Origin of the sequence: Hymenobacter sediminis, from assembly GCF_003231285.1 — a bacterium.
Lineage (GTDB): Bacteria > Bacteroidota > Bacteroidia > Cytophagales > Hymenobacteraceae > Hymenobacter > Hymenobacter sediminis.
Genome location: NZ_QKNS01000006.1, coordinates 321,696 through 346,431, shown reverse-complemented (window position 1 = coordinate 346,431; position 24,736 = coordinate 321,696). Strand labels below are relative to the sequence as shown.

The following is a 24,736-nucleotide window of genomic DNA, read 5'->3' as shown; positions in this document are numbered from 1 at the left end:
GCGTGTGGCTGCTGAATCCCTGTTACCGGTTTCAGCAGCCACACGCTTTTTAAGCATTGACCTAACCCATGTTGCGGAGTACGGAGAACTAGAGTTAGAAGCTATTTCCCCTACTCAGTTGAGGAGGGGAAATAGCTCTAGCTATCTAGCCCGCAACCTCAGTTGACCAGCTATTCGAACTGCGCCAGCGAAGCCACGTGGTCCTTGCTGCCGTCGGTGACCCAGGCGTCGAGCTGGGCGGGGTCCTTCATCTGCTGGCCGCGGCTGCGGGGTACCACCAGGTAGCCACAGGGCACGTCCGGCAGAGCCGACATATCACTCCAGAGCTTCTCGATTTGCGCGACGGGGTAGATGTCCTCCTGGCCGTGGCCCCAGCGGTATTTCACGTCCTTGATGGTCACGTAGGTAGGGATGCGCTGGGCCACGCTGCGCACGGCGCGGGCCAGTTGGGCTTCGTCGCCCTGTTGTAAATCCTGGCGGGTGAGGCCGAAGAGTTGCAGCAGCGCATCCACCTGAATCCAGGTGGTCATGGTATTGTAGTAGCTCAGGCCTAGCTCGTCTTCTTCGTGGGGTTGGGCCAGGCCTTCGAGCAGGCGCACCTGCCCGTTCACGCGGGCCAGTCCGCCCCCGCGGTCCTCAATGCGGCGCGGTATCACCTCGAAGGTCAGTACGTTGCGAGAGGCCAGGTGGTAGCCCAGGGCCGCCGCGTGCACGTCGGCGCCCAGCGTGTCGATGTTGTGGAGCATGATGGTTTCCACCTGGGGCTGCTCGCGCAGGAGCTGGGCCAGGGTGCCATTCCGCAGCAGGTTCGACACCTCGTACCAGTGGCCCAGGGGCGAGAAGCGTTGGGCGGCAATGTTGTCGACGTAGTCGGTGCCTTCGCCCTTGCCTTTGGCCCAGGCAATCATACTACCCCGCACCGCGTCGCGAACCTTCTGCTTGTTTTCGTCGAGGGTTTCCTGGGGCATTTCCTCCCACATAAAGCGCAAATCGCGCTCCGTGGGCACAAACCGCTGCCCAATGCTGCGGCCCGCCGAGAGGTACACCGGCCCCGAGTACCCGAAGTTGCCGGTAGCGGCCAGCTGCTTGCGAATAGGCTCGTGGGTGAGGTAGCTGGTGGCCACCAGATGCGGAATGACGGCCCCGTACTGCTCGGCCACGCGGCGCGTTTTGGCCAGGTGAATCTCCAGGAAGCTGCGGTGCACGCCGGCCATTTCCACGAAGGGGTTCAGGGCCTTGATGACGCCTGCGCCCTTGGTCCAGCGGCTGCCTACCCCCGCGGCCAGGCTGAGCACCGCCACCTTGCCCGCCCGGATGGCGGCAGCGCCGGTTTCGGCGTAGTCGGCCAGGGCCTCAAACTGCACGGTGTCCTGGGGCTGCACGTCCTCGATGGTGGTTTCGGCGGAGAGCCGGTTGCGCGAAAGGCCGATGCGACCCTTCTGCAGCTCCTCCCGGATGTCTTCGTGCTGGATGTAGTCGAAGCCGTTTTCCTTTTTGATCTGCTCAGCCTTCTCGTTTTCCGTGCTGCGGTTGCCCTGGGCCGTGGGGTCCGAGACCTTGAACAGGTTGCTGACAATGGTGCGCAGCAGGGGGTAGGCCAGGTTGTTTTGCTCGCAGTAGGTCGTGAAAAAGTCGATTTCGGCCCGCCGGATGTAGGAAATGGTTTCCGGCTCTTGCTTCACGAGTTGCGAGACGTGAATGGCGTAGTACTGCTCCGGCATCAGGGCCTCCGGCCCCTGGTGCAGGCTACCCCAGGAGCCACGCTTGTTGATGCTCCAGTTGTAGACCACCGGCTCCATGGCGAAGGGTAGGGCCGCCGACAGCTCCTGCTTGGTCTGGCGCAGCAGCTCCAGCACCCGCAGCTTGTAGTCCTCGTAGTGCGCGGGGTTCACGAACATGCCCATGCCGCCACCCGACATGCCGCCGAGCATCAGAAAGCCGTAATAATCGGCCCCGAACTCCTTTTTCGCCTTGGCAATGAGCTGCTCGGTGAAGTAAGTAGAAGCCCAGGGAATAATGGTTTTGATGGGCCCCTCGAAGTTACGGGCCGTGTTGGCACCCAGCTTCTGAATATCTCCCTCCCGAATAGCGGCCAGAATGTTGTCAAATACCTCGTTGGTTTGCTGGCGGGCGGCCCATTCCTGCTCGCCGCGGAGCAGGTATTTCTCCGTCACCATCTCCAGAATGGGGCCCACGTTGGAGGCCATGCCGCCGTGCATGAGTACCAGAGAGTTCATGATTTTCTCCCCGATTTCGGGGTGCACTTCCTCACCCTCCAGCACCCGGTGTCGGGGTAGCAGCGTGCCACGACTTATGTCATACTCCGGGTCGCCGGGCTGGGCAAACGTGCCCTGAATGGCCTTGATGCCCGGCCACACGCCGCCGGAATCCTGCCAGCCGCCGCCCGAGCCGCCAATCCACTCGCCCAGAATAGCCCGCGAAGCCACCAGGCGCCGCTCGCTCTCGTCGAGGCCGCCGGTAAGCTGCCGGGTCTGGCCCGTCGCACGCATCAGCAGGCTGATAATGGAACCCAGCAGGTTGGTGGAAACGGCAAAGCGCGAGCCTTTCGGAATGTCGTTTACCTTGGTCACCAGCTCGATGCCCATGCCCGGGGCCACCATGCGGGCCAGAATATCGGGTAGGCTCTGGTTGGTACCCTCGAAGGAGGGTGGAATCAGGCCCGAGGCAATCACGCCGGCCTTCACCAGGCTTAGGTAGTCGTTGCCGAAGTTGAACAGGTCGGCTAGGTCGTGCACGTCCTTGGTCGTGTTCAGGTCGATGCTGGTCAGGCGCAGCACCGGGTCCGGAATCACGCGCACGTAGGCGTGCAGGGGCGGCAGAATGTCTTTGTCGCGCCCGAACACGCCCAGGTCAATGGACAGGTTCACTACCCGCGCGCCCTCGGGGTAGTCCATGCCCAGAAAGAAAATATCCGACCAGCCGCTGTGCGTCAGGTCCATGCGCACGGAGGTACTCTCGTGCAGGATGGGGTAAAACAAACTGCCTTCCTGGCGCTGCAGCAGCTGCGGATGAATGCGGATGGGGTGCTCTTCCTGGTGGCCAACACGGAACATCCACTGGTTGCCTTTGCTGGAGCGCACGCTCTTGCGCACTTGGTCGGCGAGGATCTGGAAGGAGAGGTGGTGGTAGCTTTCGGCCAGGGCACTGAACAGGGTAGCGTTGGGTCCGTGCGCGTCCAGCTCCCGCAGAAAGGTGCTGATAGCATGCTCAAAGCGGCGGCCCAGCAAATCCTCGAAGCCCGCGTAGGGAATCTTGCCTACGGGTGCTACCTCCGCTGATTCCTGCAGGAAAAACCGGAAGCCGGCGTACAGGAACAGGATGGCCCGCACCTTGTCGTAGAGGTTGGGGGTAGCTTTCCGAAACTCGTCCAGCTCCCGCAGGTAGCGCAGCAGCTCCCGGGCCGGCAGCCCGCGGCTCAACTCGTAGAACGAGCGGTTGCGCGCCGCCGGGTCCGGGGAGGTAATGGTATCTATGAATGCATTCATGCAGATGCGTAAGGTCTTATAAAGTAGGTGCTACGGTAGGAGCAGGCTAAGGAGCACTTGTTGTTTACATAGTCCGTCATTCCGAGCTGGTCGAGGAATCTTGCGTACTGAAGTCTGAATAGCAATCCAACGTCAGCATGCGAGATTCCTCGACCAGCTCGGAATGACGGGCAAACCTGCTGTTCCAGATCAGTTGTTCTCAGCCTTTTACTTTCCTTTGCGGCTGTTGGCTTCGGCCAGTAGCTCTACCAGGGTGGTGAGGGTTTCGTCGTGGGCTTCGCCGGCCAGGCCCAGGGCAATTTGGGCACGGAACAGGCCCTGCTTGCGGCTGAGGTCGTAGCGGTTGCCTTTCACTTCCAGGGCCAAGTATTTCTCGGTGGTAGCCAGCTCCTGCAGGGCTGGGGTGAGTAGCACGTTCGGGCCACCCGCTTCAATCTGGGGCTGCAGAATGCTGAACACAGCGGGCGTGAGTACGTGCATACCGAAGAAGCAGAGGTAGTAGCCGGCCCGCAGCCCGGGTGTCTGCAGCTCCAACTCAGCGAGGCTCAACGAGGGCTTCTCAATGATTTTATCAATCTGGTACACCCCAATCTGACCGGCTAGGTGCTTGCCCGTGATGGTGCCGTAGCGGCTTACCTGATGCTCAATGGTAGGGTTCACGGCCGACACGGAGCAGCCTTCCTGCGCGGCCAGGGCCAGTAGCTGGGCGGCGCAGCGCTGCCGGGGCACGTCGGAAACGTAGAGGTAGTCGCCGAGTAGGAGCAGGAAGGGCTCGTTGCCGACAAACTCACGGGCGCAGTACACGGCGTGGCCGTAGCCGCGGGCCTCGTGCTGCTCGGCAAACTGCAGACGGCTGAGCAGGTGGTCGATTTTCTCGGCTTCTTCGCGGGCCCAGTCGATACCCTGGTAGGACTTGAGCAGGTTGTCGCGCAGGGAGCCGAAAGCTTCGAGGTAACGAGGCCCGTCGCCGGGGGCGCACACCACGCACAGCTCCTCGATGCCGCTGCTCAGAGCTTCCTCGGCAATAATCTGAATAACGGGCTTGTGCAGGCCATCCACGTCTACCACCGGCAGCATGGCTTTCTGAATAGTATCGGCTACGGGGTAGAGCCGCTCGCCGCGGGCCGCTGCGGTAATAACCGCCTTCTTTATTTTCATCATAAACGCCAAAAGCAAGCAGGAGGCGCCCCGCATAGGGTAGCGCCAGAAGTAAAGCAATACGGATGAACACGCATCAGGAAACGATGCGAAAAGCAGCCGCAAAGAAACACCGAAAAAAGGGCGGATGCTGCTACCTACGGGTCTGTAATCCTGCTTACTATAGGCTATAAGCCAGTGGTTTATAAGGTTAGGCTAGTGCCGATAGTAGAGAAATTCTACCGAAATCGTTGCCGGTAGTTTAGGCAGTTTCAACCTGCTTTGGCATAAGCTTCCATGCCCACCAGTGCCCTTGCAAAGGTTGATCAAGACCTGAGAATACTGGGGCAGAGAAGTTGACCAGTACGTAAAACCCGTCACGCAGAGCCAGAGGCGCAGTATCTCGCTCAGCTAACATTGTCACAGTAATTGTCATGCTGAGCCCCACGAATAAAATAACTGTCATGCTGAGCGCAGCCGAAGCATCTCTACCTCTGGCTAACTTCTGACGGGAGAACGAAGCGGGAGAGTTGCTTCGGCTGCGCTCAGCATGACACGGTCCTATAGTTTTGTAGTTTCCCTGGGTTGAGTAAGGTAGCCCCATTCAGGCAAGCTACAACGGTGCAGCTTTCAATTCCTGGCCCTGAATGGCGGCGGCCATGAGCTGCGGGAACTGGGCTGGGGTGCAGGCGAAGCTCGGGATGCCCAGGGCGGCGAACTGCTCAGCCACGCGCCTGTCAAAGGAAGGAGCGCCATCATCGGCGAGGGCGAGCAGGGCCACTACGGTTACGCCGGCTGCTTTAAGGGCGGCGGCCCGCTTTATCATTTCCCGCTCATTACCGCCCTCGTATAAGTCGCTGATGAGCACTAGGATGGTATCGGTGGGGCGGGTGATAAGCTGCTGGCAGTAGGTGAGGGCCAGATTGATGTCGGTGCCGCCCCCAAGCTGCACCCCGAACAACAGGTCTACCGGGTCCTGCAGGTCTTCCGAGAGGTTGACCACAGCTGTATCGAACACCACCATGTGGGTTTTCACAGCCTTGATGGACGCCAGCACCGCCCCGAACACCCCGGCGTACACCACCGAGGAGGCCATGGAACCGCTCTGGTCCACGCAGAGCACAATTTCCTTGAGCGCCTGCCCGCGCCGCCCGTAGCCGATGAGCTTTTCCGGCACCACCGTTTTGTACTCGGGCTGATAGTGCTTGAGGTTGGCCCGGATGGTAGCGCCCCAGTTGATTTCGTGGTAGCGGGGGCGGGGGTTGCGCACGGCCCGGCTGAGGGCGCCCTGCACAGCCTGGCGCAAGGGGTTGGCCAGCTTCTGCTCCAGCTCGCGCACTACCTTCCCTACCACCTCACGGGCCGTATGCTTTACCTTCTGGGGCATCACCCGACTCAACGACATAAGCGTGCCCACCAGGTGCACGTCGGCCTGCACGGTGCGCAGCACTTCGGGCTCCAGTAGCAGCTGGTGCAGGCCGAGCCGGTCCATGGCATCTTGCTGCATCACGGCTACCACCGAGGAGGGGAAGTAGGTACGGATGTCGCCGAGCCAGCTGCTGACCTTGGGGGCCGAGCCGCCCAGGCCGGCTTTTCGCTCGCCGTTATTGTCGTAGAGTTGGGTCAGCACTTCATCCATGCGGCCGTAATCCGGCGACAGGGCAATTTCATTGGCGGCGTCGGCGGAGGAGCCAAGCACCAGTTTCCAGCGGGCAGCAGAGGTTGAAGACACAGCAGGGGGTAGGGAATAGGGAGCCGAAAACTACGTTAATCACAATCAATATGGAGCCGATGCTGCCCGCAGTGGCGGCACTGGAACAAGTACCCGGTCAGGCCGCCATCAGCCGACAGACTCCGGAGTAAAAACTCCTCATCGGGCCAGTCCTGCAAATCGGGGCGTAGTTCCGGGAGCAAGGGGCGGATATCCTCGCCTCCTACGTAGCCCAGGAACACGCACATATCCTGGCAATGCGTCAGCCAGACTTCCTGCTGCCAGGAATTGTAGCCGGGCGAGCGGGACACTACTTCCTCCAGTGAGGCGGCGTTGATAGGAGCCGATGCTTCCGCCGGATCAGGCGAATTGCCCTCTACGGAAGCCCAGTCCTGAAACTCCGCGTCCCATTTCGCGGCCGCGCTGCCGTCGGCAATGCACCACGGGCACAGGGCGTCCACCTCGGCCTCGCAGTAAATTGGTCCGGCATAGCTGTACGTGCGCGGCTGATGGCAGCACTCGCAGACAATGTCCTTCTGCTCGAAAAGCCCCAGGGTGTAGGCGTTGGGGTTGAACGTAAAGTGCGGTAGGATGCTGGCGGGCATATTCAGTAAGAGGTACAACGCAAAGTATGCCTTAGGTTGCCAATATACAGCTGTATTCGCACGGCTGCCATTGTAGAACATATTCATAAAAGACCGTCATTCCGAGCTGGTCGAGGAATCTCGCGTGCTGATGTTGTGGTAGTAATCAGACGTCAGTACGCGAGATTCCTCGACCAGCTCGGAATGACGTTCAACGCAGGCACGCGAGATGTCTCGACAGGCTCGACATGACGGGCGGGGGTAGCGAAGATGACTTAAGTAGCAAAGCGGGGGTAGCTCCCGGCGGCTAGCTGCTGAGCAGAAAATACGCGTTCTGCGCACTGCTTGCGGCGGCCTGTGCTGAATACTGCGCATCCCTCGCTACCTTCCGCCATCTTCACTACCTCTCCGCTGCATGAAAAAACTCTACTCGCTCCTAGTTGGCTCCCTGCTCGTTAGCTCCCACTTGGTTTCGGCCCAAAGCCTGGCCGAGAAAACCAAAGGCATGCAAAAGTCGCCGGGCTTTTTCCCGTTTTACTGGGACGAGAAAACGGGCCGGGTGCTGCTGGAAATTGACAAGCTCGATCAGGAAATCCTCTACGTCAGCACGCTACCCAACGGGGTGGGCTCCAACGATCTGGGCCTGGACCGCGGCCAGATCGGGCAGACGCGCATCGTGAAGTTTGTGAAGAGTGGCCCGAAAATTCTGCTGCTGCAGCCGAATTACGATTTTCGGGCCGTGAGCCCGAATGCCGAGGAGCGGCAGTCGGTGGAGAATTCCTTTGCCCAATCGGTACTCTGGGGCTTCAAGGCCGAAGCCCAGGAGGGAAACCGCGTGCTGATTGATTTGACGCCCTTTCTGCTGCGCGACTCTCACCAGCTCGCCGACAAGCTCGAGGACCTGAAGCAGGGCTCTTACAAGGCCGAGGAAAGCCGCTCGGCGGTATTTCTGCCCAACACCAAGTCGTTTCCGCAGAACACCGAGTTTGAAGCCGTGCTGACGCTCACGGGCAAGGGCAAAGGCCGCGAAATCAACTCCGTTACGCCCGACCCCAGCGCCGTGACAGTGCACCTGCACCACTCCTTCATTCAGCTGCCCGACGATAAGTACAAGCCCCGGGCCTTCGATCCGCGGGCTGGCTACTTCGCCAACGAGTACATGGACTACGCCGCGCCCATCGACCAGCCCATCCAGAAGCGACAGATTGTGCGGCACCGCCTCCAGAAGAAAGACCCCACCGTGGCCGTGAGTGAGCCGGTGGAGCCCATCGTGTACTACCTCGACCGGGGCACGCCCGAGCCCGTGCGCTCGGCCCTGCTGGAAGGGGCCGCGTGGTGGAACCAGGCCTTTGAGGCAGCCGGCTACCGCAACGCCTTTCAGGTGAAGATGCTGCCCGAGGGCGTAGACCCCATGGACATCCGCTACAACCTGATTCAGTGGATTCACCGCTCCTCCCGTGGCTGGTCGTACGGCTCCTCCATCGTGGACCCGCGCACCGGCGAGATCCTCAAGGGGCAGGTGTCGTTGGGCTCCTTGCGCGAGCGGCAGGACTACCTGATTGCCGAAGGGCTGCTGCAGCCTTACGAGGACGGCAAGCCCACCAGCCCCGAAATGCTGCGCGTAAGCATGGCCCGCCTGCGCCAGCTGGCCGCCCACGAGGTAGGCCACACCCTAGGCCTGTACCACAACTACGCCGCCAGCACCCGGGACCGGTCGTCGGTGATGGACTACCCCGTGCCCCGCCTCAAACTCCGCCCCGATGGCACCGTGGACCTGAGCGAGGCCTACACCACCGAAATCGGCTCCTGGGATAAGCGTGCCATTCTCTATGGCTACCAGGATTTTGGCCCCCAGGCCGATGAAGCCGTTGCGCTCAAGAATATCATCACCCAGACGCTGCGGGACGGTTACGTGTTCATGGCCGACGCCGACGCGCGGGCTCAGGGTGGGGCTCACCCGCTGGCCCACCTCTGGGACAACGGCACCAGCGCCGCCGACGAGCTGAACCACGTCATGGATGTGCGCCGGGCCGTGCTGGACCGCTTCTCCGAAAAAGCCATTGCCCCCAATCAGCCCATGGCTACGCTGGAAGAAGTGCTCGTGCCCATGTACCTCCTGCAGCGCTACCAGGTAGAGGCTACCTCCAAAGTGCTGGGCGGCCTCTACTATACTTATGCCGTGAAGGGCGACGGCCAGACCGTAACGCGCCTAGTAGAGCCCGCCGAGCAGTGGAAAGCCTTCGACGCGCTTATGCGCACGATTTCGCCTCGCGAACTAGCCCTCTCGGAAGAGCTACTGACTAAGATTCCGCCCCGCCCCGTGAACTACCCGCGCACCCGCGAAACCTTCAGCGCCCGCACCGGCCTGACCTTCGACCCCACCGGCGCGGCCGAATCGGCGGCGGCTACTACCCTGGAGTTTCTGCTGAACCCCCAGCGCGCCGCCCGCCTCGAAGAGTACCACGCCCGCCACCAAGAGCAGCCCGGCCTGGCCGCCGTGCTCGACCGGCTGATGAAACAAACCTGGCAGGCCAAGCCCGAAGCCGGCTACCCCGGCGAGCTGCAGCGCCTGGTAAATACGCTTACCCTGCACCGCCTGCTGGCCCTGGCTGCCACCCCGCAAGCGCCCGCCGGCGTAAAGGCCCTGACCACCATGAAAGTGGACGAGCTAAAAACCTGGCTCCAAAAGGAGGTGAAATCAAACAAAGACGAGAACCGCAAAGCCACCATGTTTGCCGCCCTGCGCACCATCCAGCAGTTCGAAGAAACCCCCGAGAAATTCCAGCCCGCCCCCGCCTTACCCATGCCCGATGGCGCCCCCATTGGCAGCGAGGACGGCTGCGCTGGATTTTGAGGGAGCGTAAGCTTACCCTAGCGGCTATATAAGAACAGTCATGCTGAGCGGAGCCGAAGCATCTCTACCTCTGGCTAACTCAATAGTGAGGACGAAGCGGTAGAGATGCTTCGACTGCGCTCAGCATGACAGTTTTATGTGACTAAAAAATTCAAGTTGTGGATTAGAGCTAGCAACCAGCTCTAATCCACAACTTGAATTTTTTAGTACTGACCAATTCTACTCAAAAAAGTCGCCAGGGTCGGCTTGGCTGAGGTATTTGTTGAGGCTGCCTAGGTCGGCGAAGATGGGGTGGACCAGGTGCAGGAACTGCTGCGTTGCGGCCCAGCTGTCAGCGTAAACGCGGAAGATGTCGCCTTCGCCGGCTAGCTCCAGGTGGTCCAGCAGCTCCGGGGCGTGTTCCTCTACAATGGTTTCGATGTGCTCAGCCCAGGAAGCGCCGTTGCCGCTGAAACCGTGCTTTTCAAACACGGCGTAGTAGTCATCCATTTCTGATAAGTCGACAACAATGCGGTATTGGCGCTCGGGGGTAGCGTGCTCCTGCAGGTCGTAGATGAGGAAGGGGTAGTAGGGGTTGGCCATGAGGTGCAAGGTAGGGGTAGCCAGGCGAAGCAGCAGTGCATGACTACAAAACTGTCATCCTGATCATGTCGCGCATCAAGCGAGGACGAAGGACTTCTACAGAAGGTAACTAATTGCCATTGCAACAAAGCAGTAGCGGTCCTTCGCTGGGGCTCAGAATGACAAATAGGTTTACTACTTCACAACTTCGCCACTACGTCCGTACGGGCTGTCGGCCTTGAACTGGCGCTCGAACTCCTCGCGGGAGCAGAGCGACTTCACGTCCACCATGCGGTCAATAGACAAGATGCCGTCGAGATGGTCGATTTCGTGCTGGAGCAGTTCGGCTAGGTCGTCCTCGGGGCCGGCGTGGGTTTCGTGCCAGTGGCCGTCCAAGTCCTGGTAGCGCACCCGAATCCAAGCGTAGCGCTCCACCTGCATGAAAATGGACAGGAAGGAGAGGCAGGCATCCCAAACCACTAGTTTTTCGGGGCTGTGGTCGATGATACTGGGGTTGATAAGCGGCCAGACCGGACGACCCGGCAGGCGGAGCAGAATCACGCGCTGCAGCTCGCCAATCTGGGGCGCGGCAATGGCGCGGCCGTAGCCGGTGGTGTCGCGCCAGTGGGCCACGGTGTCGGTCAGGTCCGTGACGAGGTTGGCTATGTCGACAGAGGTAGGGTCGGCTACGGGTTCGGCCACCGCACGCAGGGTAGGGTGGCCAAGCTGCAGAATGTCGCGGATGGGCATAAAGAATCTGATGTTGAAGCTAGTTCCCCTCCTCATCTGAGGAGGGGCTAGGGGCGGTTGAGAAACTAGAGCTAAAAACTAGCCCTAGATTAGATACTAGTTGATGTTCAGGTACATCAACCACCCCTAGCCCCTCCTCATCTGAGGAGGGGAATTAGCTTGCTAGTTCTAGTTCTACTTGGAGTGCTTGACGTCTTACAGCATCTGGCGCGGCGGTGTATACCCGACCAGTTTCCACGTTCACCACGTTGGCGTGGGTGATAACTAGGTCGTAAGCCGGTTGAGTCGGGCGGCCGGCGCAGCCCGCAGCCAGTAGGGGCAGGGTTGCGACCAGCAGGCGGGGTAGGAGTTTCATACAGGTCATGTTAGCAGGTTATTTCCCGAGCCCCATTACCTGCTCTACCAGTACGGCGCCACTCATCCACGTCATCAGGAGCACGACCAGCACCCCGAATACCGTCAGGGCCAGCGGGTGGCGGTAGCTCCCTACTACGCTGGGGCGGTAGGCGGCCGCGAGCAGGGTGCCCAGAGTAATGGGCAGAATGAAGCCGTTCAGGGCCCCGGCCCAGACCAGCACGCTCACCGGTTTGCCTACCCCCACGAATACCAGAGTCGAGAAAATGATGAACCCGATAATCCAGCGGTTTTCGTGGGCAGCAATACTGGGGCGCATCGACTTCAGAAAGGAAACCGACGTGTAGGCCGAGCCGATAATGGAAGTAATGGCCGCCGCGAACATCACCACCCCAAACAACTTGTAGCCCACGGAGCCGGCGGCCAGCTGAAACACCGAAGCCGTGGGGTTGCCCTCGTCGATGGCCAGGCCGCGGGCTACTACCCCCAGCGTAGCCAGAAACAGCAGCACCCGAATCAGGGAAGCTACTGATATGCCCATAATGGCGCTGCGCGATACCTCGGGCAGGGCGGCCGGGCCTTTTATGCCGGCGTCGAGGAGGCGGTGCCCGCCGGAAAAGGTGATGTAGCCGCCCACCGTGCCACCCACCAGGGTGATAATGGCCCGGTAGTCGATGGTAGCGGGAACGACGGTGCACAGAGCGGCTTCGGCCATCGGCGGCTGGGTAACCACGGCCACGTAGATGATGGCCAGAATCATGACTAGGCCCATGAGTTGGGCAAACCGGTCCATGAGCGGGCCAGCCTCGCGCACCAGAAAAACAGCAAGTGCCAGGGCCGCCGCCAGCACCGCGCACCAGGCTACCGGGAGGCCCGTGAGTACCTCCAGCCCCAGGCCCGCCCCGCCCACGTTCCCGATGTTGAAGGCCAGCCCGCCCAGCACAATCAGTAGGGAAATACAGCCGCCCAGCCCCGGCAAGACGCGGTTGGCAATATCGGGGGCGCGCAGCTCCGACACGGCAATAACCCGCCAGATGTTGAGCTGCACCCCAATGTCAATCAGAATAGAGGTTAGGATAACGAAGCCAAAGCTGGCCCCCAACGACTGGGTAAAGACGGTGGTTTGGGTGAGAAAGCCCGGCCCTACGGCCGAGGTAGCCATCAGGAAGGCGGCGCCCAGCAGCACGCCCCAGTTGCGGGCCGGCCTCACGCGGAAACCGGCTGATGGGTGCGCACGGCAATGCCTTCCTGCTCCAGCCGCGCCCTAATCTGCTGGGCAAACGCCAGGGCGTGAGCACCGTCGCCGTGTAGGCACACGGTATCGGCCTGAATGGCGACGTCCGCGCCGGATTGGGCGCGCACCCGCCCGTCCTTCACCATGCGCACCACCTGGCTGATGGCCTTATCGGCGTCTGTAATCAGGGCGTCGGGCTGGCGGCGAGGCGTGAGCGTGCCGTTGGGCTGGTAGGTACGGTCGGCAAACACCTCGTGGGCGGTGGCCAGGCCCAGCTTGTGGCCGGCGCTGATGAGGGCGCTGCCGGCCAGCCCGTACAGGCAGGCTTCGGGGTGCACGCGGTACACGGCTTCGGCCAGGGCCTCGGCCAGGGCGGGGTTTACCGCGGCCATGTTGTAGAGGGCGCCGTGGGGCTTTACATGGTGCACCGTGCCCCCCTCGGCCCGTACGAAAGCGGCCAGGGCGCCCAGCTGGTACACCGTCATATCGTAGGCCTCCTCAGGCGAAACCGCCATTTCGCGGCGGCCGAAGCCTACTAGGTCGGGCAGGCCGGGGTGGGCCCCAATGGCTACCCCGTGCTTCAGGGCCAGGCGCACGGTGCGCTTCATCACGGCCGGGTCGCCGGCGTGGTAGCCGCAGGCAATGTTGGCAGAAGTCACGAAGGGCAGAATGGCTTCGTCGTGGCCCAGGGGGTAGGCGCCAAAGCTTTCCCCCATATCACAGTTCAGGTCGACGGCGTAGGGTTGATTCATCGATAATGGAAAAGGGCGAGGCCCCGTTGGAGTTGCTGAATGGTTTTTTCCTGGTGCAGGTACCAGTAGTGCGCTTCCGTGAGGCTGACCTCCTGAAAGCGCAGCCTACCCCCCGGCGGCACCTGAGCCAGGCGGGAAAAGTCGGCGGTGATGACCTGCCCGATGCGGGGGTAGCCGCCGGTGGTCTGATGGTCAGCCAGCAAGACGATGGGCGCGCCGGAAGCGGGTACCTGCACGGTGCCGAATGTAACGGCTGAAGAGAGAATTTCCTGCTCGGCGCGGCGCTGCAGTTCCGGCCCGGCCAGCCGGTAGCCCATGCGGTCCGATTGCGGCGTCACGGTAAACTCTTCCTCCCAGAAAGCCCGCTGGCTGGCCGGCGTGAACAAGTCGTACTCCGGCCCCCGCAGGGCCCGAATGACCGGCGCCGCTTCTGGCCCCGGCGTCAGGGTCGGATCCGGAAACCAGGGCGTAGTGGCCCAGTGCGGACTGGGTTGTGGGCTGAGCAACTGCTGGTGCAGGCGCTGCCCGGCGGGCGTCGGGCCAGGGGCGGGCAGTAGGTCGCCGGCCCGCAAGGCGCGCCCTTCCAGGCCACCCAGGCCGGCCCGCAGGTAGGTTGATTGGCTGCCTAGCACCGCTGGCACCGCCAGTCCCCCGGAAAAAGCCAGGTAGGCCCGACAGCCCGAGCGGGCCGGCCCGAAGGCCAGCTCACTGCCGCGCCTGACGGCTACGGGCCGGTTGAGGGGTAGGAACTCGCCGTCGAGAGTAGCCGATAAATCGGCGCCGGTCAGGGCCAGCAGATGGTCGGTTTCAAACCGGAGGGTAGGCCCCAGCAAGGTAATTTCCAGGCCGGCCGCTCCGGGCGGGTTGTTCACCAGCAGATTGCCCACGCGCAGGGCCAGGCTGTCCATGGGGCCGCTGACAATCACGCCCGCCTGCCGGTAGCCCCGGCGGCCGCCATCCTGAATGGTGGTGAGCAGGCCCGGCCGAAGAATGCTACAGCTCATGTTCCTGCAGGTGCTGGTACTCGGCTTCAGAAATGGGCACGAACCGCAGCCGCTGGCCCGCCCGCAGCAAGCTCGGCGACGTTGCCTCGGGCGTGAACAGGCGGCGCGGGGTGCGCCCAATCAGCTGCCAGCCGCCCGGGGTGGGGAGGGAGTAGATGCCCGTCTGACGGCCGGCAATGCCCACCGCGCCCGCCGGCACCAGGGGCCGGGGCTGAGTTTTGCGCGGGGCCGCCAGCCGTTCGTTCATTCCGCCCAGGTAGGGAAAGCCCGGCGCGAAACCAATCATGTACACCAGGTACTCGGGCTCGGTATGCAGGCGGATAACCTCCTCTGCCGCCAAGCCGGTGTAGCGGCTCAGTAGGTCCAGATCAGGCCCGAAAGCGCCGCCGTAGCACACCGGAATTTCGACCACCGGCGCCGCGTCGGGGGCGGGTAGTTCAGGCAATTGGTGCAGCAGCTGCCGGAGCGACTCCGAAACGCGTTGGTAGGGGTCTTGCTGGCCGGCCTGGCTCACCACCCACGGGTCGTAGTACACAGTGAGGGTAGTGAAGGCCGGCACGTATTCCAGCAACCCCGGAAACGGGTGGGCATCGAGGCTGGCGCCCACGGCCTGAATGGTGCGGTGCGTGGCCTCGCTGATACTTTCGCCGAATTTCAGCACCACGGCCGCGTCGCCGAGGGGGTAGAGCTGAACCGGCGTTGGGCCGGAAGGCGGGGGTAGGGGCTGGTCCATCGGAGGGTTTGCGTTACCTTGGGTGTTCGACCTGATGGAATTTCTCTCGGAATGAAGCTTCAATATAGTACCGGCGCGCGCCGCAGCGTGTTTTTGTTGGCCCTGGGCCTGGTAGCCTGCTCAAAAAAACTCATGGTTTCTAACCCTGCTACCCCCACCGCCGCCCCGGTTGCCGTGGTACCCGGCGTCAGCCAGGAGCTGGCCCAGGACCGCGCCCGCCGCCTTTCCCGCCTGGGCTACGATCTGCATCTGTTCGTGCCGTCGCGCAAGGAGCAGCCCATTGCCGCCACCGAAACCGTCCGTTTCCACCTCACCGATACCAGCCAGCCCGTACAGCTCGATTTCAAGGAGCAGCCCGACCACCTGAAAAGCCTGACGGTGAACGGCAAACCCACGGCAATTGACTTTCGGCAGGAGCACCTGGTGCTACCCCCCGCCAGCCTCCAAACCGGCCCCAACGAGGTGAAGATTGAGTTTACGGCCGGCAACCAGAGCCTCAACCGCAATGAGGACTTTCTGTACACTCTGCTCGTGCCCGACCGTGCCCGCACCGTGTTTCCGGTTTTCGACCAGCCCAATCTGAAAGCGTCCTTTCAGCTCACGCTCACGATGTCGCCCGAATGGCAGGCCCTGGCCAACGGGCCGCTGCTGGACTCTACCACCACGGCCACGAGCAAAACCCTGCGTTTCGCGCCTTCGGACACTATTAGCACCTACCTGTTCTCGTTTGCGGCAGGTAAGTTTGAGCGGGTTGCGCGCACGCTGGGGGGTAGGGAGATGCAGTTTCTGCACCGGGAAACCGACCAGGATAAGGTGCGGCTGAGCCTGGACCCCATCTTCCAGATTCATGCCGACGCGCTGCAGTTTCTGGAGCAGTACACCGCTATTCCGTATCCGTTCCGCAAGTTCGATTTCGTGGCCCTGCCCGACTTCCAGTACGGGGGCATGGAGCACGTAGGCGCCATCGATTACAAAGCCAGCACCCTGTTTCTGGACGAAGGCGCCACCCAGGACCAGAAAATAGCCCGCTCCAACCTCATTGCCCACGAAACCGCTCACATGTGGTTTGGCGATTTGGTGACCATGCAGTGGTTTAACGACGTGTGGATGAAGGAGGTGTTTGCCAACTTCATGGCCGACAAAATCACCCAGGTGGCCGTAGCTAATTCCAACTACGACCTCAAGTTCGTCATCGACCACTACCCCGCCGCCTACGGCGTGGACCGCACCACTGGAGCCAACCCCATCCGCCAGGACCTGGAAAACCTGAAAGATGCCGGCTCGCTCTACGGCAACATCATCTACCACAAGGCGCCCATTATGATGCGCCAACTGGAGCGGCTCATGGGCGAGGAGCCCTTCCGCCAGGGCTTGCAGGAGTACCTGCGGAAGTACAGCTTCGGCAACGCCACTTGGCCCGACCTCATCCAGATCCTCGACGAGCGCACCCCCGCCGACCTGCGGGCCTGGAACCAGGTGTGGGTCAACCAGCCCGGTCGCCCCATCTTCGACTATCAGCTGCAAACCAAAGACGGCAGCAGCACTGAGGTGGTGATTACTCAGCAAGCCGAGGACAAATCGGACCGGCTGTGGCCCCAGCTATTTGAGGTGCTACTGGTGTACCCCGATGGCCGCACTAAGGAGATGACCGTGAACATGAACCAGCGCCAGGTGGTGCTACCCCAGGCGGAAGGCAAAGTCGCCCCCGCGTTTATGTTGTTCAACTCTACTGGCCTGGGCTACGGAGTTTTTCCAATTGACAAACAGCTCACTAGCAACTTGAGCCGGTTGCAGAACCCCTTGGCGCGGGCTGCCGCCTACGTAAACCTCTACGAGAACATGCTTGTGGGCCGCAGCCTCTCGCCGCGCCAGCTGCTGGAGATGTACCGCCGGGCGCTGCCCCAGGAGAAGGAAGAGTTGAACCTCAAGCTGCTAACGGGCCAGCTAACCGATATGTATTGGAAATTGCTAAAGCCCGCGGAACGCCTGGCTTTGGCGCCGACTTTGGAGAAAGAACTGTGGCAAGCCATGCAGCAAAATCCGGCCGCCAACTCCAAGAAACTGCTGTTCAAAGCCTATCAGTCGGTAGCCCTGACCAAGGACGCGCAAACGCGCCTCTACCAGATCTGGGACCAGCAGCAGGCCCCCGCGGGCGTTAAGCTGACTGAAGACGACTACACCGCCCTGGCCCTCGCCTTGGCCGTGCGCGACTACCCCGCCGCTACCCCCATCCTGCTCCGCCAACTCACCCGCATCCAGAATCCCGACCGCAAAAAGCGCATGGAGTTCCTGATGCCTGCCCTTTCGCCCGACGTGCAGACGCGGGACGCCTTCTTTGCTTCCCTCAGCGAGGAGAAAAACCGCGAGAAAGAGGCCTGGGTGACTTCGGCGCTGGCCTACCTGCACCACCCGCTGCGAGCCGCAACCTCCGAGAAGTACCTACCCCAAAGCCTGGCCCTGCTCGAAGAAATCCAGCAAACCGGCGACATTTTCTTTCCCGCTTCCTGGCTGCAGGCCACCCTAGGCTCCTACCAGACGCCCACCGCCGCCCGCACCGTCCGCGACTTTCTGGCCGCCCACCCGAATTATAACCCCAAGCTCAGGGCCAAGCTGCTGCAAGCCGCCGATGACGTGTTTCGGGCTGAGAAGCTGGTGCTGTAGGCTTATATCATCTACGGTAGGGCTAGGGAAGGCTCAGGGTACTCTCGTAAAGCTCGGTAACCAGTTGGTCGCAAGCCGTGCGCACGTCGAGCAGGGCCGTTTCTGCTTCCGAAACGGCATGGCCTGTATCAACTCCCCGGAGCAGCCGTCCGAAGGGCTCTTCCACCTCTATGCGGTGAATACCTGCGGCGGTTTTGCCTACCACAAATCGGGCTCCTAAATCGTCCCAGTAAGCGGAATAGCGAGACGGAAGCTGCAAAAAGCCGGGCTGCGCCAACAATGTTGTGATGGCCTGTGCTGCCGTTGGTGGCAGCGGATTAGCGACTACGTGCTCGTGCAGTTCATCCTTTCCTTGGCGCTGGTGGTAATACTGGATCTGAGCAAAGTAGTTGTACAACTTATCTACTGTGAGTACCACGCTCAAGTGTCGGGCTGTGAACCCATCGGAGTGCAGGTAGAGGAAGATTTCGTTTTCATCCAGCACTAGGTTAGGATACCTTGCCGCACTCTCATAGCATCTCATAGCATTGCGGCGGCCGTGCTTTGGCTAGCCGCTGCCGGCTCAACAAGGCCTAGTAGCTCCCGCAGCACGGGCAGCACCCGTAGCCCTCGCTCTAGGTCAAACTCCGCTTCTGGGGTCGCCGTGGCGGCTGGTCCGCCTTTGGCCAGCGCTAGCACCTGCTGGCGCTCGGGCTGACTGAAATCGGCGAAGGAGCGGCGTAGTAGGGGTACGGTTTCCTGAAAAACAGCTTCGTCGAGGCCAGAAAGCCACTGATCCAGCAAGTCGAAGAGGGCGCGGTTATGGATGATCAGCAGCCCACTACCCCGCAGGAAGCCTTCAACCCAAGCAGTGGCGTAGTCCGTGGATTGGGCGGGCGCCAGGGCCAGGCCCAGTAGGGTAGCCGTATCTTCAGGGGCGAGTTCTTGGGTATCGAAGAGCAAGCGGGTGGCCACGCCGGCGAGTAGGCCACTGCTGGCCGGTTGGCGCGCAATGAGGTGCAGGGCGGCGTACCAGTGCGCCTGCTGGTCCTCTTCGGGGAGCAGGCGGATGGCTTGGTGCGTGGCTTCGATTTGCTCCAAGAGCTGACTGGCAGCGTCCCGGTCGAGGCCGGTGCAGGCCAGGGGCAGGGAGATGCACAGGCGCGGCACCAGATGGTGCACTACCTTGGCTACCTGGGCGGTTTCGGTACGGCGCACGTTGCCGTAGCGCAGCACGTTTACCAGCGGGGGCAGAGCCGTGAGCAGGTGGGCTACGTCGCGGGTGCCGGCGCTCAGGGTTTCGAGGCGGGCCACCAGCGCGGGCAGGGCGGGGCCAAGGTCGGCGCGCAATGCCTCCTCCAGCAACTGGCTGACTTGGCCTAAGTCGGTGGCCTGGTCGGCGCGGTGACGGGCTGCCCCACTAGCGGCGGCCAGAATGGTATTGCCCCAGCGGCCCGCTTCCAGCACACCCAGCACCATTTCCGGGCGCCACTGCAGCTCCCACACCTCATGGAAGGTGCCGCTTTTGCCCTGTACACGCTGCGGCTTGCCCCACTTAATACCTAATAGCTGCAGGCGGTGGAGCAGGTGGCTGCGGCCCAGGTCGAGGTCTTTGCGCAGGTCGAGGGCCAGGGTTTTGTGGGTGGCTTCGGGCTTGAGACGGAGGGCTTTTTGCTGCTGGGCCAGGTCTTGCTGCAAAGGCGAGGCGGGGAGCTCTTCGGGGACTTCACCCAGGGCTTCGCCAATTACCAGCTGCTGATGCACCAAGTCCAGGGCCTCGGCGTAGCCACCCCCGAAGATGCTCACGGCCGCTTCTTCCAGTTCCTCAATGCCGGGCAACGCCAGTCCGCGCACGGCGGCCAGGGCCTCGGCCAGGCGCACGGCCTCAATGGCGTGGGCCGACGACGCATCTATCTGCTGGGCGCGTAGCAGGTGGGCGGCCCGCACCATCCAGTGCGTGACTACCCTCTCGTGGGGCTCCTGAAACAGCAGCTCGTACCAGGCCGGTGACAATACCCCCGCCCCGTAACCCGATTGCCGGGCCAGGCGCTCGTAGGTCCAGGGCACCCAAGTAGCTTCAGTGGGCGCTTTCTTCAGGCCTTTGAGGCGGGCTTTGTCGTCTTTGGCGTAGGTAGGGAGTTCTTCGGCCCGCAGCACCGGCGCGTGCCAGGCCCCGCACACCACCGCTACCCGCTGGTAGCCCTGCTTGAGGGTAGCGCGCAGGGTTTCGCGCATGTAGGCCTCCCGCAGCAAGGTTTCCTCCGATTCGGGCTGGGCCAGTTCCTCGCGCAGGGCCGTCATCATCTGCAGCACTACCTCAAAGGTATTGGCGTGGCCGGTGCTATGCTCAATGCGGGCTTCCCACCACCGTTCTCCATCGGTGTAGCCATCGAGGCGGGCCAGGTGGGCAATGGGGTCGAGGTGCAGCGGGGCTTCGTCGGGGGCTGGGTTGTCGGTAGCTTCTGGGTTTGTAGCGGGTACTTCTGCTTCCGCCGGCGCGGTATCGGGGGGGGGAGCGAGAGTGGTTTCGGCGGCTACTTCAGCAGGGGGCAGCGGCTCGTGTTCCACGGCATCCGGGAGGGCAAAGCGCAACGTCATTGGTAGGTCGAAGCAGCGCAGGTGGGCGCCGTGCTGCTGGCCCCACTGTGCCGCCTGCCACTCCGGCGAGAAGTGGGCGAAGGGCAGAAACGTGGCCTGGGCGTGCTGCTTGGGGTTATAGATGAGCAGGGCCACCGGCGGCTTCAGCTCCGGGGTGGAGGCAAGCGCCAAGGCCTTTTCCCCATCGGCGGGGCACTCCAGCAGCACCATGTCGGGCTGGTAGTCGTCCAGGGCTTTCATGAGGCTGGCGGTGCTGCCGGGGCCGTGGTGGCGGATGCCGAAGAGGCGGAGTTCGGAAGGCATAAAGGGGGTAGGACTACAAATAGGAGTAACTCAGGTTTCGGCAATGCCGCCCATTTCGGCCAGCTGGTTCGCCTCAAACCTGATTTCCAGGCCGTGTTCCGTATCAAGGCCGTAGCGAATAGACAAGCGGAGCGTTTGTTCGTCCGTAATACGGACGTAGGCCACGTCCTGCAAATAAGCAAAATGCTCCTCGGGCGTGCGCAGGTGCAGTGCCGGGGCACGCGACTGGGCTGAGTCCTCATAAAAGGAAGCATACAGCTCCTGGTAACGGGCAAAGGTCTGCTGCTGGAGTTCTGGGAGCAGGCGCGGCGCATCTGCAACGAAGGCCTGGAACGTAGCCGCATACTCGTCGAGCTGCGCCGGGGAAAGGTCGTATTCCTCGTCTTCCTCAAACAGTTCCTCGCCCAGAAACACCTCCACGGGCTGCTCGAAGCCCGGCAGTACAAACTTTTGTTGCGGCGCCATGCCGGCCCAGCTTTCCTCCACAATTTCCCAGAACGGATGCGTTAGCATAGATAGGTTAGTTATAAGCTGAGGCCGGTAGCACACCCTGCCACCGCGCCGCTTGGTGCCAGTTTACCACGTCAATGCTTGCCGCGGCCGCCAGAAACTCATTGCCGTCTTCCAGGGCGTCGGGCTCTAAGAAGTAGCGCCCTTGCTCCAGGTCATCCGCAAATTGTGCGAGCAGGGCCGCCACAGATTCGGCCACCTGAAAAACAGATTCGTTGACCTCGTCCACAAAAATAACCTGCCCGTATCGGCCTGCCGGGGCCGGGTCAAGGTCCACGCACAGCCACGTATGGGAGCCGTCGAAGCTGAGTTGGAGCCAGTAAGGATTCAACACGTTATCGGCTTTTACTGAGGCCTGCGCATACGCCGGCGGACACAGTTCGGAGTCTTGAGCGCGACTCTGAAACGCAGTTGCTACCCTCGCCAGGGGGATAAAGCTCAGGCCGTAGAACAGGCTGCCGAAGTTATCAGCGTCTTCATCGAGGCCGTTGCGCCAGCGGTATAAGGCCTTGTAGTCTTCAGGCAGCGGCTTGCCAACGGCAGCCTCTAGGCCACTCAGCTCGCTTTCGGCAGCGCCATCGTTCAACGACTCAGTCAGAATGCGAGGCGCGTTGGCGGCCAGCCAGGTTTCAATTCGGCGGATAGATTCAGATAGGCTCATGGGGTAGGGAAAGAGTTGGCCGGGCTACCGGTTTCGGTTCGGGAAATCGAGTGGGGTAGGACGCGGCCATAGGCAACGACGCGCCCAGAGCGGCCTACCCCGCTTCAAATTCCTGCGGAAACCCTTTCGGATGCTCTGGCTCCAGTTCCTCCAGATGCTCATCGGTCAGCAATGCAGATGTGGCGCAAGCTTGCTCGTAGGCCTGTACTACGGCGGCCAGCCAAGCGGTCAGGTTGGGGAACAGCACAGTGCGGGCTTCCCAGTCGTGCCAGTGTTCCATGATTTGGCCGGCCTGGCCAGTGAAGGTGCCGTGCAAATCCACGCAGACATGGTCGCCGCCGCCGTTTTCGAGAAATGGCACCCAAGCCGAATGCCACCAGTTCGTCACGAAGTCGCCATCGGCCAGCAGCTCGTTGTTGATGCGCATGCTTTCGGCCGCGCCGTCCAGCGACTGAAGGCAGTTGTTCTGGAAGAAGCTGTCGTAGCCCTCCTGCCCGTTGTGCCAGCCAAACCACTGCCGTAGCTCCGTCGGCAACACCAGGTTAAATTCCGCCTCAAAAGCGGCCAGCTCCGCCGCTGTAGCAGGTGGGCCCAGGGTAGCGTAGTACTCCGGTCGGTGCTGTTGGAGCAGGGTATCGAGGCGGGTGAGTAATTCAGGAAAATTAGAAGCAGACATAAATACTTTTGAGTCTATAGAATAATGTTTGTAGTCGTTGCGCGTGAGTTCACAACTACATTATAAAATGTTCAAATGTGGTATTGAGCTTAGTAAAAGCTATTTCTTGCTCAATCAACTGCGCAAACTCCGCCTGCGACAGCAGCCCATTAACGGTGTAACGATGACGTGGCAGCACGATAGTTTCTGCTTGAACAGGACGCGCATAAACTTCTGCCAGGATTGTATTCCAGGTTGGTTTTAGATATGGGCTAATGGCTTGCGCGGCCCGTTGCCAATCCGCGCGTAAGTCCTCGAAGTCAGTGTAACCTTCCAGATCGTATTCATCGAAAGAAGTGGCTCGGTACAGCATTTCTCGAAAAATGAATCCCTCCAACGATGGCGCTAATACAGTCGTTTCGTTTGCGTCGTGCAGTGAAAGGGTAATTGGCACCTCAGCGTTCATGGCCAAGCTGGGGCAGAAGGCATAAAGGTCGCCAGCACCCGTATGGCCCAGCGGCACGAAGTGGTATGCGGCACTCCAGTCCCGGGGGTGTTCCCAGCTCAAAACTTCCTGAGGGGTGTATAGCTCGAAGTCTTGGGCAAAAAGCAGCATGGGCGGCCGTTGTCGAAGGCGTGGAAAAATGTCGCGGTGCCAATTCGGATTGGGGCCGTCGCTGTCTAAAAACCAGTCGATCATACCATCTTGGTACAAGCGATGGTAGAGCGGAGGCAGTTCAAAGCTGTATTGGCGTTCAATAGCAGTCAGTTGGTCGGACATAACCGGGAAAGCGAGTTACCAGTAGAATTCTTGTCGATAAATCTAGAACGGCAAGTAGGGCTTCAACCTTACTCAACTACCTCCCGGCAGGCGCGGTAGAGGTCTTTCCAGCCGTCGCGCTCTTTTACTACGGTTTCCAGGTACTCCAGCCATACTACACGGTCCTGCACGGGGTCTTTGATGACGGCGCCGGTGAGGCCGGCGGCGAGGTCGGCGGCTTGCAGGGTGCCGTCGCCGAAGTAGGCGGCCAGGGCTAGGCCACTGTTGAGCACGGAAATGGCTTCGCCGGTGCTGAGGGTGCCGCTGGGGCTCTTGAGCTTGGTTTTGCCGTTCTCCGTCACGCCCGAGCGCAGCTCCCGGAAGATGGTCACGAGGCGGCTGATTTGCTCCAGGCCCGCCGTGGTTTCGGGTAGCTGCAGGGCCCGGCCGGTTTTCTCCACCCGCGAGTGCACAATCTGCACTTCCTCGGCAATGGATGTGGGTAGGGGGAGCACCACGGTGTTGAAGCGGCGGCGCAGGGCGCTGCTCAGCTCGTTTACGCCCTTGTCCCGGTCGTTGGCGGTGGCTATTACGTTGAAGCCGCGGGCGGCCTGCACCTCGGTGGCCAGTTCGGGGACGGGTAGCACCTTTTCGGAGAGGACGGTGATGAGCGTATCCTGCACGTCAGAGGGGATGCGGGTAAGTTCTTCCAGGCGCACCATGCTGCCTTCCTGCATGCCTTTGAGCAGGGGCGAGGGCACTAGGGCGGCGGGCGAAGGACCTTCGGCAATGAGGCGGGCGTAGTTCCAGGAGTAGCGGATGGCATCTTCGGAGGTACCCGCCGTGCCCTGAATCAGTAAGTTGGAGTGCCCACTGATGGCGGCCGTGAGGTGCTCCGACACCCAGCTTTTGGCCGTGCCGGGTACGCCCAGCAGCAGCAGGGCGCGGTCGGTGGCCAGGGTAGCCACGGCAATTTCCATCAGCCGCCGCTGCCCGATGTACTTAGGCTCAATCACGAAACCATTATCCAGGGTGCCGCCCAGCAGGTAGGTCACCACGGCCCAAGGCGAGAGCTGCCAGTTGACGGGCTTGGGCCGGTCGTCGAGGGCTTTGAGGGCGGCGAGTTCTTCGGCGTATTGCACCTCGGCGTGGGGCCGCAGGATATCGGAGGACGGATTGAGCGACATAGGAACGAAGGGTTTGGAAGCGGAAGAGAGGGTAGGGAAAATGAAGTCAGGTAGCTTTCAACCGGCCTAGTAGTGATTCAAGTTGCGGATTAAACCTAGTTTTAGCTCCCCTCCTCAGATGAGGAGGGGTTGGGGGTGGTTGATGAGGTAGGAACGATATTAGAGCTAGATTCTAAAACTAGTTCAACGAGTGGTCAACCACCCCCAACCCCTCCTCATCTGAGGAGGGGAGCTAGTTGTTA

20 protein-coding genes are annotated in these 24,736 nt (G+C 61.4%); 2 read left to right on the top strand and 18 right to left on the bottom strand.

All coding sequences use genetic code 11. The features are described 5' to 3' along the window. Positions 1–170: 170 nt before the first annotated feature. The 4 genes from DNI29_RS17460 to DNI29_RS17440 form a co-directional block, all read right to left on the bottom strand. Entirely contained in the window at positions 171–3,506 is a 3,336-nt protein-coding gene (locus DNI29_RS17460; protein ID WP_110979405.1) for a UTP--glucose-1-phosphate uridylyltransferase, read from the bottom strand. 207 nt (positions 3,507–3,713) lie between these two features. Beyond that, a complete protein-coding gene (locus DNI29_RS17455) occupies positions 3,714–4,667 on the bottom strand; it encodes a UTP--glucose-1-phosphate uridylyltransferase (RefSeq protein WP_238388133.1) in 954 nt (317 codons plus the stop codon). Positions 4,668–5,256: 589 nt separating this feature from the next. Then, positions 5,257–6,375, bottom strand: a complete 1,119-nt coding sequence (locus DNI29_RS17445) for a VWA domain-containing protein (RefSeq protein WP_202910499.1) — start codon at positions 6,373–6,375, stop codon at positions 5,257–5,259. 35 nt (positions 6,376–6,410) lie between these two features. Continuing rightward, on the bottom strand, positions 6,411–6,959 hold the full coding sequence (locus DNI29_RS17440; RefSeq protein ID WP_110979403.1) for a CbrC family protein: 549 nt from the start codon (positions 6,957–6,959) through the stop codon (positions 6,411–6,413). A 394-nt stretch (positions 6,960–7,353) separates the two neighbouring features. Between DNI29_RS17440 and DNI29_RS17435 the strand changes: the two genes are divergently transcribed. Continuing rightward, the gene (locus DNI29_RS17435) at positions 7,354–9,792 is read left to right on the top strand and encodes a zinc-dependent metalloprotease (RefSeq protein WP_202910497.1); all 2,439 of its coding nucleotides are present in this window, start codon (positions 7,354–7,356) and stop codon (positions 9,790–9,792) included. Between the two features lie 219 nt (positions 9,793–10,011). On the opposite strand, the gene DNI29_RS17430 is transcribed toward DNI29_RS17435, so the two are convergent. From DNI29_RS17430 to pxpB, 7 genes are all read right to left on the bottom strand, one after another. Then, positions 10,012–10,374, bottom strand: a complete 363-nt coding sequence (locus DNI29_RS17430; protein WP_110979402.1) for an Imm51 family immunity protein — start codon at positions 10,372–10,374, stop codon at positions 10,012–10,014. A gap of 174 nt (positions 10,375–10,548) precedes the next feature. Next, complete coding sequence (locus DNI29_RS17425; RefSeq protein WP_110979401.1) at positions 10,549–11,103, bottom strand: peptide deformylase; 555 nt, start codon at positions 11,101–11,103, stop codon at positions 10,549–10,551. A 154-nt stretch (positions 11,104–11,257) separates the two neighbouring features. Beyond that, entirely contained in the window at positions 11,258–11,458 is a 201-nt protein-coding gene (locus DNI29_RS24210; RefSeq protein ID WP_123823300.1) for a hypothetical protein, read from the bottom strand. 18 nt (positions 11,459–11,476) lie between these two features. Continuing rightward, a complete protein-coding gene (locus DNI29_RS17420; RefSeq protein ID WP_238388132.1) occupies positions 11,477–12,667 on the bottom strand; it encodes an NRAMP family divalent metal transporter in 1,191 nt (396 codons plus the stop codon). Next, positions 12,664–13,443 carry a LamB/YcsF family protein gene (locus DNI29_RS17415; protein WP_110979400.1) on the bottom strand — a complete coding sequence of 260 codons (780 nt, stop codon included), beginning with the start codon at positions 13,441–13,443 and terminating at the stop codon, positions 12,664–12,666. The genes DNI29_RS17420 and DNI29_RS17415 overlap by 4 nt, the downstream gene beginning before the upstream one ends. Beyond that, positions 13,440–14,447, bottom strand: coding sequence for a 5-oxoprolinase subunit C family protein (locus tag DNI29_RS17410; RefSeq protein ID WP_110979399.1), 1,008 nt, complete (start codon positions 14,445–14,447; stop codon positions 13,440–13,442). Before DNI29_RS17410 ends, DNI29_RS17415 begins: the two co-directional genes overlap by 4 nt. Continuing rightward, on the bottom strand, positions 14,437–15,180 hold the full coding sequence (gene pxpB / locus DNI29_RS17405) for a 5-oxoprolinase subunit PxpB (protein ID WP_110979398.1): 744 nt from the start codon (positions 15,178–15,180) through the stop codon (positions 14,437–14,439). The genes DNI29_RS17410 and pxpB overlap by 11 nt, the downstream gene beginning before the upstream one ends. Positions 15,181–15,312: 132 nt before the next feature. Between pxpB and DNI29_RS17400 the strand changes: the two genes are divergently transcribed. After that, on the top strand, positions 15,313–17,841 hold the full coding sequence (locus tag DNI29_RS17400) for a M1 family metallopeptidase (protein ID WP_110979449.1): 2,529 nt from the start codon (positions 15,313–15,315) through the stop codon (positions 17,839–17,841). Between the two features lie 22 nt (positions 17,842–17,863). Here DNI29_RS17400 and DNI29_RS17395 read toward each other — a convergent pair whose 3' ends face one another. The 7 genes from DNI29_RS17395 to DNI29_RS17365 all read right to left on the bottom strand — a co-directional run bounded on the left by DNI29_RS17395 (position 17,864) and on the right by DNI29_RS17365 (position 24,494). Further along, the gene (locus DNI29_RS17395) at positions 17,864–18,325 is read right to left on the bottom strand and encodes a hypothetical protein (RefSeq protein WP_110979397.1); all 462 of its coding nucleotides are present in this window, start codon (positions 18,323–18,325) and stop codon (positions 17,864–17,866) included. A gap of 35 nt (positions 18,326–18,360) precedes the next feature. Beyond that, on the bottom strand, positions 18,361–20,721 hold the full coding sequence (locus tag DNI29_RS17390) for a DUF5682 family protein (protein WP_110979396.1): 2,361 nt from the start codon (positions 20,719–20,721) through the stop codon (positions 18,361–18,363). A gap of 30 nt (positions 20,722–20,751) precedes the next feature. After that, the gene (locus DNI29_RS17385; RefSeq protein ID WP_110979395.1) at positions 20,752–21,234 is read right to left on the bottom strand and encodes a DUF6985 domain-containing protein; all 483 of its coding nucleotides are present in this window, start codon (positions 21,232–21,234) and stop codon (positions 20,752–20,754) included. 7 nt (positions 21,235–21,241) lie between these two features. Further along, the gene (locus DNI29_RS17380; RefSeq protein WP_110979394.1) at positions 21,242–21,892 is read right to left on the bottom strand and encodes an SMI1/KNR4 family protein; all 651 of its coding nucleotides are present in this window, start codon (positions 21,890–21,892) and stop codon (positions 21,242–21,244) included. Between the two features lie 94 nt (positions 21,893–21,986). After that, a complete protein-coding gene (locus DNI29_RS17375; protein ID WP_110979393.1) occupies positions 21,987–22,568 on the bottom strand; it encodes an SMI1/KNR4 family protein in 582 nt (193 codons plus the stop codon). 55 nt (positions 22,569–22,623) lie between these two features. Further along, positions 22,624–23,328, bottom strand: a complete 705-nt coding sequence (locus tag DNI29_RS17370) for an SMI1/KNR4 family protein (RefSeq protein WP_110979392.1) — start codon at positions 23,326–23,328, stop codon at positions 22,624–22,626. 68 nt (positions 23,329–23,396) lie between these two features. After that, complete coding sequence (locus DNI29_RS17365; protein WP_110979391.1) at positions 23,397–24,494, bottom strand: ATP-binding protein; 1,098 nt, start codon at positions 24,492–24,494, stop codon at positions 23,397–23,399. Between the last annotated feature and the right edge of the window lie 242 nt (positions 24,495–24,736).